The following is a 6,814-nucleotide window of genomic DNA, read 5'->3' on the forward strand; positions in this document are numbered from 1 at the left end:
ATGGCCGCCACCGACCTCGGCATCCCCAGCCCACGCACGCCCGGCGTGTCGGGCTCACCCGGCGCGGCCGCCGACAACAGCGTCCGGCCCCGGCGGCGTCCCTGCCGACGGATCTCCGTGGGCGATGTGGCCATCGGCGACGGCGCCCCCGTGTCCGTCCAGTCCATGACCACCACCCCCACCACCGACATCGACGCCACCCTGCAGCAGATCGCCGAACTCACCGCCGCCGGCTGCCAGATCGTACGCGTCGCCGTCCCCACCCAGGACGACGCCGACGCCCTGCCCGGCATCGTCCGCAAATCCCCGATCCCGGTCATCGCCGACATCCACTTCCAGCCCCGCTACGTCTTCGCCGCCATCGACGCCGGCTGCGCGGCCGTACGTGTCAACCCCGGCAACATCAAGGCGTTCGACGACAAGGTCCGCGACATCGCCCGAGCCGCCGCCGACGCCGCCACCCCCATCCGGATCGGCGTCAACGCCGGGTCCCTCGACGCACGCCTGCGCGCCAAGCACCGGGCGGCCACCCCCGAAGCCCTCGTGGAATCGGCGCTGTGGGAGTGCTCCCTGTTCGAGGAACACGGCTTCACCGACCTCAAGATCTCCGTCAAGCACCACGACCCCCTCGTCATGATCGACGCCTACCGGCGGCTGGCCGACGCCTGCGACTACCCGCTCCACCTCGGCGTCACAGAAGCAGGCCCACCGCCGCAGGGCACGATCAAGTCGGCCGTCGCCTTCGGCGTGCTGCTCGCCGAAGGCATCGGCGACACCATCCGGGTCTCCCTCACCGCACCGCCGGTGGAGGAGGTCAAGGCGGGACAGCAGATCCTCGCAAGCCTGGGCCTGCGGCAACGCACCCTGGAAATCGTCTCCTGCCCCTCGTGCGGACGCGCCCAGGTCGACGTCTACGCCCTCACCGCCCGGGTCCAGGCCGCCTTCGACGGCTTCCCCCACCCCCTGCGTATCGCGGTCATGGGCTGCGTCGTCAACGGACCGGGCGAGGCCCGCGAAGCCGACCTCGGAGTCGCCTCCGGCAACGGCAAGGGACAGATCTTCGTCCACGGCCGGGTCGTCGCCACCGTCCCCGAACACCGCATCGTCGACACCCTCCTGGAACACGCCCTGCTCCTGACCGAAGCCCCGCCGCCCGCCTCCCCGGGCTGACGGTGATCCAGCCGGAACTCTGATCCGGTGGTGAGGGTCGGGCAGGACAGCGGCGCGGTCGAGTTCTCAGGTGGGTTTGAGGAGTTCGGCCAGGCGGAGGGTGTCGTCGAGGTAGCGGTCGTAGGGGAAGCCGGCTTCGAGGAGTTTGGTGCGGAACTCGTCGTAGAGGGGTTTTCCGGCGACCTGGAAGGCTTTGCGGCCGGCGTCGGTGAGTGTGACCAGGCGCCGCCGCGCGTGTGCGGGGTCGATGGTGATCTGCACCAGGCCGTCCGCTTCGAGTGGCCGCAGGGCCCGGCTGACCGCCGGGTCGGACACCGACAGGGCTTGTGCCAGCTGGTGCTGTGTCGCCGGTTCGATGTCTTCCAGTGTTCCCAGCAGTCGTATCTGGCTGTAGGTCAGGCCGTCCCGGTCGTCGGTGCGCTGCCGGGTCGCCTCGCCCAGCAGCATGACCACACGGTGCAGCAGGTCTGCGAGTCCTTCGTCCACGACATCAGCATAGCAGAGTGTTGACGGGTTAATGTTAACGAGGTAAGACTGATGGTATGGACAACGTCAGTTATCTCGCCCGGTCAGCCTTCCCCGTCGTCTGGATCCTGGTCCCCGCCCTCGGCGCCCTCGTGCGGGCCCGCCGTGCCACGTCACCCCGAGAACGGCTGGAGATCTGGCAGCGCTGGTGGGCCATCGGCGCCTTCGGTATCGGCAGCCTGTGGATGACGGTCGCGTTCCTGGCCTTCCCGGACGTCATGGCCACCGCGATCGGCTTCGACCGGACGCCCTTCATGTTCGAGATCGCCTTCGCCAACCTCGGGCTGGCCGTCCTGGGCTTCCGCGCCGCCTCGGCCTCGCCGCGTGAGCGCATCACCATCGGGCTCGGCGGCGGCATGTTCCTGTGGGGAGCCGCCGCCGGCCACGTCTACCAGTGGTTCGCCAACGGCGACCACGCTCCCGGGAACACCGGCGGAGTCCTCGTCAACGACCTCCTGATCCCGGCAGTCATGATCATCCTGGCCGTACGGTCCCGGCGCCTGGCCGCCACGCCCCGCCCGGCCGGCTCACTCGCCGCCTGACACCGCTCGGCGACCGGCAGCCGAAGCTCAGTGCCCCGTCGGCGCCGGGGCATTCGCCGGCCCGGCCAGGTGCTCGGGTTCGAGTACGAAGACGGGGATCACGCGGTCGGCCTTCTCCTGGTATTCGGCGTACGGCGGATACGCGGCGACCGCGCGCTGCCACCACTGGGCCTTCTCTTCCCCAATGACCTCACGGGCCGTCATGCTCCGGCGTTCGGGGCCGTCCTGGAGATCCACCTGCGGGTCGGCCTTGAGGTTGAAGTACCAGACCGGGTGGCGCGGGAAGCCGCCCTTCGAGGCCACCGCCGCGTACCGCCCCTCGTGCTCCACGCGCATCAGCGGAATCTTGCGGATCCTGCCGCTCCTCGCGCCGCGCATCGTGACGATGACGACCGGCAGGCCCGTGTCCCAGAGCGTTGTGCCCTGTGTGCCACCCGAACTCTCGTACAGCTCGACCTGCTCGCGTATCCACTGCGCCGGACTCGGGTCGTACTCGCCCTCAAGAGGCATCGCATGCACCCCCATTGCCGTGTACGGACTATGTCAGGACAGTCCAGCACAAGCCTCGCGTGAACGGGAGGAGACCGCCGTTCCCGTTCTGCCGACGGCAGCAAGCGAGCCCCCTCCCGGTGACATTCCGGGAGGGGGCTCGTAAGCACTCACGGAGGGGGCTCGCAAGCGCTCACGCCATGGTGTTCCGGCAGTCCCTCAGGCTTCGACGCACAGGCCCGTGCGGAGCTTGCCGAGGGTGCGGGCCAGGAGGCGGGACACATGCATCTGGGAGATGCCGAGCACCTCCCCTATCTTGGACTGGGTCAGTTCCTGGCCGAACCGCATCTCGATGATCTGGCGTTCCCGGTCGTCCAGTTCCTGCAGCAGCGGGGCGAGGGCGTGCAGGTTCTCGACCGTCTCGATGGCGGGGTCGGTCTCGCCCATGGTGTCGGCCACCGTGCGGGCCTTGCCGCTCGCCGGGCCGTCGTCCGACTGGTCGTTGGGCGAGTCCAGGGAGCCGGCGGCGTAACCGTTGGCGGCGACGAGGCCGTCCAGCACCTCTTCCTCGGTGATCTTCAGATGGGTGGCCAGGTCCTTGACCGTGGGGTCGCGGTCGAGCGCGCCGGCGAGCTGCTCCTTGGCCTTGGCTATCTCCACCCGCAGCTCCTGGAGGCGGCGCGGGACGTGCACCGCCCAGCTGGTGTCGCGGAAGAAGCGCTTGATCTCACCGACGATGTACGGCACCGCGAAGGAGGTGAACTCCACCTCGCGCGACAGGTCGAACCGGTCGATCGCCTTGATCAGGCCGATCGTGCCGACCTGGATGATGTCCTCCATCTCGCCGCTGCCGCGGTTGCGGAACCGGCTCGCGGCGAAGCGCACCAGGGACAGGTTCATCTCGATGAGGGTGTTGCGCGCGTACTGGTATTCGTGTGTGCCTTCTTCGAGGTGGAGAAGCTCTTCGAAGAAGAGCTTCGACAGCTCCCGCGCGTCCTTGGGAGCGACCTTCCCCGCGTCCTCGACCCACGGCAGTCCCTCGGCAACGCCCCGTGTTTCGCTCGACGGCCGGTCCGTACCGGTCGTCTGCCCGAGCTCCACAGTCTGCACTGCTGCCGTTGTCATGACTCGCCCTTTCCTGCGTCGACGACGATGTGAGGGATCGGGTTCCCAGATCCACAGCGCTCATTCCTCACAGATCAAAAACAGTCGACGCAGGTCGTGCCATCAGTAGCGCAATACAGACCAACAGACGGGGCAATGCTGCCTATTAGCCGCATATGCCGCAATCAGGGCAAGAGCCGCACATCGCGGCAGCGCAGAGGTCCGCGTCAGGGGGAGGAGGTCGTCGGCCGGGGCACCTCCGGCGGCGTTTCGCTGAACGCGTCCGCCGGAATGTTGGGCATGGCCTGGCTGGATATGCGGTAGCGCCCCGCGAGGGGCTCCTCGGCACCGGTCACGTGGACGGTGAGCGGCCCGGCCCACTCGTAGTCGTGCTCCGCCGCGTGCCGGGCCAGTACGTCGGTCAGTTCCCGGCCGATCTGTCCGTCGCGCCCGCCGAGCTGCTCGTGGACGGAGGCGGCGAGTTCGACCTTGTAGGCGTTGGGGACGAGCACCCGGCGCCTGCCGCACACCACGGCGTGGCTGTCGCATTCGCGCCGCAGGTCGTCGCAGAGCTCGACCGGGTCGTTGCCGAGCACCTTGTCGACCAGGGCGCTCTCCCAGTGCTCCACCGTCTTTTCCATGCGCGTGAGCATTCCCATGCCCTGGCGGGTGCCCGGTTCGCGGTATCCCATTCAGCGCGGCGGACGACGGTGACGGCCCGTCGGCTACGGGTGCCGGATCTCCGGCGGAGCCGGGGGCGTGGGTGCGGGCGGGGCCGCGAACGGCGGCGGTTCCTCGGCCGTACGCGACTTCGGGCGGGCGGGCTGCGGCGCTACCGGCGCCGGGGGCGGGGCCGGTGCGACCGGCGCGGGCGGCCTGGGCGGAGCCGGGATCCGGACCTCGGGTTCCGCGTTCTCGCGCGATGTGGACATGGCATTTCCCCTTCCGGGAGTCTTCCAGGAGTTCAACTGGAATCGCTGGGATCGGCGGCATCGCCGGGATTGCTGGAATTGCTGGAATTGCTGGAACGGGGTGAGCTCGATGGCTGGAATCCAGGTGCGTTCGCGTTCATCCTGCCCTCGCCCGCGGGGCCGGACAAGCGTGTCCAGAGGCACGCCTGCCGGGCGTTCCGCCGGGGTGCGCTACTGCATGACACGGCGGGCGAACGAACGCATGGCCAGCCACACGAATCCCGCCGCGCCCACGAGGAGGGCCAGCAGGAAGGCCCAGGACGGCATGTGGTCGATCTGGGGTGTGAGGGCGGCGCGCAGCCCCTCGTTCATGTAGACCATCGGGTTGAGGAGCACGGCGGTCTGCAGCCAGGGTGTGCCGTCCAGTGCCGTCCAGGGGAAGTAGACGCAGCCGAGCATCATCGCGGGGAACATCACCAGGGTGAAGAGGACCTGGATCTGGCGCGGGTCGATACGGGTGGCCAGGTACATGCCGATCGACGCGGCCAGCACCGCGCCCGCCAGCAGCACGAAGACGAGCATCGGCCAGTCGGCGACGTGCACGGCGGGCCCCTGGCCCTGTGCGTGCACCAGCAGGACGACGGGGAAGACCAGGATGCCGGCGACGAGGCCCTCGACGACGGCGGAGAGGATCTTCTGTAGTCCGAGCACGCGGACGGACACCGGCGCGAGCGCCCGGTCCTCGATGGCGCCGGGCCCGGACAACTCCATGACCAGCGGGAACGTCACGGCGGCCATGGCCTGCAGGACCATGGAGGAGCCCACCAGCCCCGGCACCATGATCGTGGAGAAGGACTCTCCCCCGGGTCCGGCACCGCCCCCGCCGACCTTCGGCAGCACATAGGCGAAGACGAAGACGAACAGCAGCGGCTGGATGATGATGCGGACGGCGCTCATCACGAAGTTGCGCCGCAGCACTCTGACGTCGCGCGCCATCATGGCCGCGAAGGTGTGCAGGGCGCGGCTCCTGGCGGCGGCCGGTGCCTTCGTCAGCACGGTGGTGGTCATTCGCGGAACTCCCGTCCGGTGAGCGTCAGGAACACGGTTTCGAGGCTGGGGCTGATCTGGGACGCGTCGACGACGGTGAGCCCGGCCTTGGCGGCCAGCGCGACCAGGTCGCTGAGCACGCCGTCGGCGTCCTTGGCGAAGACCCGTACCTGTCCGTCCGCCGCCTCCACCCGGTCGGCCCGCGCCATCGCGCGGACCGCGGCCAGGTCGAAGGTGCCGCCCTCGTAGACGAGCGTGACGACGGTCTCGGCGCCGATCGATTCGCGCAGGGCCTTGACGCTGTCGCAGGCCAGGACCCGGCCGTGGTCGATCACGGCGAGCCGGTCGCACAGCGTCTCGGCCTCTTCCATGTAGTGCGTGGTGAGCAGGATCGTCTGCCCCTCGGACTGCAGCCCGCGCAGGATGTCCCAGAGATGGATACGGGACTGCGGGTCGAGCCCGGCCGTCGGTTCGTCGAGGAAGAGCACGTCCGGGGCGTGTACGAGGGCCCGTGCGATCATGACGCGTTTGAGCTGCCCGCCGGAGAGTTCGAAGACCCGCGCGCGGGCGCGGTCGGTGAGCCCGAAGAGGCCGAGCAGCGCCTGCGACCTGGCGCGGGCGTCCCGGCGGCCGAGGCCGAAGTACCGGCCGCGGAACTCCAGGTTCTCGGCCACGGTCAGCTCGATGTCGAGCGTGTTGTCCTGCGCCACCACGCCGATACGCCGCTTGACCGCCACCGCGTCGGCGGCCACGTCCAGTCCGCAGACCTCCGCGCGGCCCGCCGTGGGCCGGACCATCGTCGTCAGCATCCCGATGGTCGTGGACTTGCCGGCGCCGTTCGGCCCGAGCAGTCCGAAGAACTCGCCTTTCTCCACGCTCAGCCCGAGGCCGCGTACGGCCTCCACCTCGCCGCCCGGCCCTGCGTAACTCTTGCGCAGGCCGTCGGCGTGGATCGCCAGATTGCCGGACATCCGGGCACCTTCCTGTTGTCGCCGCCCTGTCGAAGAGGGCGTTGTCGCGGTTCGG

The 6,814-nt window shown here is 69.4% G+C and carries 8 protein-coding genes; 2 read left to right on the forward strand and 6 right to left on the reverse strand.

Annotation, left to right across the window (positions count from 1 at the left end):
- Complete coding sequence (gene ispG, locus A6A06_RS32435; protein ID WP_073766290.1) at positions 1-1,170, forward strand: flavodoxin-dependent (E)-4-hydroxy-3-methylbut-2-enyl-diphosphate synthase; 1,170 nt, start codon at positions 1-3, stop codon at positions 1,168-1,170.
- A gap of 66 nt (positions 1,171-1,236) precedes the next feature.
- Here ispG and A6A06_RS32440 read toward each other — a convergent pair whose 3' ends face one another.
- A complete protein-coding gene (locus tag A6A06_RS32440; protein ID WP_073766292.1) occupies positions 1,237-1,656 on the reverse strand; it encodes a MarR family winged helix-turn-helix transcriptional regulator in 420 nt (139 codons plus the stop codon).
- A gap of 56 nt (positions 1,657-1,712) precedes the next feature.
- Between A6A06_RS32440 and A6A06_RS32445 the strand changes: the two genes are divergently transcribed.
- Positions 1,713-2,237 carry a DUF6790 family protein gene (locus A6A06_RS32445; protein WP_073766294.1) on the forward strand — a complete coding sequence of 175 codons (525 nt, stop codon included), beginning with the start codon at positions 1,713-1,715 and terminating at the stop codon, positions 2,235-2,237.
- A 27-nt stretch (positions 2,238-2,264) separates the two neighbouring features.
- Here the strand turns inward: A6A06_RS32445 and A6A06_RS32450 are convergent, their stop codons facing one another.
- The 5 genes from A6A06_RS32450 to A6A06_RS32470 all read right to left on the reverse strand — a co-directional run bounded on the left by A6A06_RS32450 (position 2,265) and on the right by A6A06_RS32470 (position 6,759).
- Positions 2,265-2,747, reverse strand: coding sequence for a nitroreductase family deazaflavin-dependent oxidoreductase (locus A6A06_RS32450; RefSeq protein ID WP_073766296.1), 483 nt, complete (start codon positions 2,745-2,747; stop codon positions 2,265-2,267).
- A gap of 198 nt (positions 2,748-2,945) precedes the next feature.
- Positions 2,946-3,851: an RNA polymerase sigma factor SigF gene (locus tag A6A06_RS32455; RefSeq protein ID WP_073766298.1), complete on the reverse strand. Its 906-nt coding sequence runs from the start codon at positions 3,849-3,851 to the stop codon at positions 2,946-2,948.
- Positions 3,852-4,057: 206 nt separating this feature from the next.
- Positions 4,058-4,471: a DUF3662 domain-containing protein gene (locus A6A06_RS32460; protein ID WP_242441067.1), complete on the reverse strand. Its 414-nt coding sequence runs from the start codon at positions 4,469-4,471 to the stop codon at positions 4,058-4,060.
- Between the two features lie 501 nt (positions 4,472-4,972).
- On the reverse strand, positions 4,973-5,809 hold the full coding sequence (locus A6A06_RS32465; protein ID WP_073766300.1) for an ABC transporter permease: 837 nt from the start codon (positions 5,807-5,809) through the stop codon (positions 4,973-4,975).
- Positions 5,806-6,759 (reverse strand): ABC transporter ATP-binding protein, encoded by a 954-nt coding sequence (locus A6A06_RS32470; RefSeq protein WP_073766302.1) that lies wholly within the window; start codon positions 6,757-6,759, stop codon positions 5,806-5,808. Before A6A06_RS32470 ends, A6A06_RS32465 begins: the two co-directional genes overlap by 4 nt.
- Between the last annotated feature and the right edge of the window lie 55 nt (positions 6,760-6,814).

Origin of the sequence: Streptomyces sp. CB02923, from assembly GCF_001905005.1 — a bacterium.
In the GTDB taxonomy this organism is placed as follows: domain Bacteria; phylum Actinomycetota; class Actinomycetes; order Streptomycetales; family Streptomycetaceae; genus Streptomyces.